Origin of the sequence: Sphingomonas sp. ABOLG, assembly GCF_003950435.1 — a bacterium.
In the GTDB taxonomy this organism is placed as follows: domain Bacteria; phylum Pseudomonadota; class Alphaproteobacteria; order Sphingomonadales; family Sphingomonadaceae; genus Sphingomonas; species Sphingomonas panaciterrae.
In genome coordinates this window covers 1-987 of the sequence record NZ_QQWW01000045.1, presented here as the reverse complement: position 1 = coordinate 987, position 987 = coordinate 1, and the positions used below count along the sequence as shown (strand labels likewise).

At 71.6% G+C, this 987-nt stretch carries 3 protein-coding genes; all 3 read right to left on the bottom strand.

Going from position 1 to position 987, the window contains the following annotated elements; genetic code table 11:
- The coding region (locus tag CA236_RS18590) for a phage tail assembly chaperone (protein ID WP_125946712.1) at window positions 1–168 on the bottom strand (168 nt) is incomplete at its 3' end.
- Window positions 165–476: a GTA-gp10 family protein gene (locus CA236_RS18585; RefSeq protein WP_046407324.1), complete on the bottom strand. Its 312-nt coding sequence runs from the start codon at window positions 474–476 to the stop codon at window positions 165–167. The genes CA236_RS18585 and CA236_RS18590, both read right to left, overlap by 4 nt.
- Entirely contained in the window at window positions 473–880 is a 408-nt protein-coding gene (locus CA236_RS18580; RefSeq protein WP_046407325.1) for a phage major tail protein, TP901-1 family, read from the bottom strand. Before CA236_RS18580 ends, CA236_RS18585 begins: the two co-directional genes overlap by 4 nt.
- Between the last annotated feature and the right edge of the window lie 107 nt (window positions 881–987).

Genomic DNA, 987 nt, shown 5'->3' with positions numbered 1-987 from the left:
CCCGTCAGCCCCGCCCAGCACCCGCACCAGCGCGGCGAGCTCGGCTGGCGTCGCGCCCCAGAACGCGTGCGGAGACCAGCCGAACAGCACGCCCGACAGCCCCGCCAGCCGCACCGCCGCCTCGGCAAAGCTGTCCCCCGGCCGGGGCGCGGCCGTGGCGGATCTCATCGCCCCGCCAGTATCTGCCCGATCAGCACCTTCAGCGGCGCCATCGCCGCGGTCAGCCCCTGCGCCGCCACCGCCTCGCCCAGCATGTCGCGCGTCAGCGCCGCCGGCCGATCGCGAAGGCAATGCCAGAACAGCCCGACGATCTCGCCCAGCGCCAGCCGCCCCTCGGCGGCCCGCTCGACCAGCGCAAACAGCGGCCCCAGCTCCGCCTCCGCCGCGACCAGCGCGGCAAAGCTCGGCCGAAGCACCAGCGCCTCGCCCGCGACGCGCAGGCTCGCCTCGCCGCGCTGCGCGTTCGCCCCGCTCATGCCGCCACCACCGGGCCGGAGCTTTCGAGGTTCACCGTGTAGCTGCGCTCACCGTTGAAATCGCCGGCATAGTCCAGCCGAGTCACCAGGAACCGGCCGGTCAGCGTCTCGCCGCTTTCGAAACTCAGCCGGTAATCGTCGATCGTTCCCGCCAGCGCATTGGTCTTCACCCGCGTTTCCGCCGCCGATCCGGTGAACACCCCTGCCGCCGACACGCTGACGCTGCGCACGCCCGCGCCCGACAACAGGTCGCGCCACCCGCCCGACCCCTTGTTGGTCACCACCACCGCCTCGCCGTTGATGCTCAGCTGCGTGGTGCGCATCCCGGCCACCGTCGCAAACGCCGGCGTCGCCGCGCCATCACCCACCTTCAGCAGGAAGGCCGAACCTTTCTCCACCGCCATCTTATATCTCCCGATACAGTTTCACTGCGAACTCGCCCGTCGCGGTCCAGCGGTCTCCCCCGCCACTTTTCACTATGCGCGACCGCACCAGCCGCAGCGCCACCACC

What these genes read in the sequence shown, in the direction of transcription:
- CA236_RS18585 (WP_046407324.1), bottom strand. Translation starts at nt 476, where the DNA reads ATGAGCGGGGCGAACGCGCAGCGCGGCGAGGCGAGCCTGCGCGTCGCG.
- CA236_RS18580 (WP_046407325.1), bottom strand. Translation starts at nt 880, where the DNA reads ATGGCGGTGGAGAAAGGTTCGGCCTTCCTGCTGAAGGTGGGTGATGGC.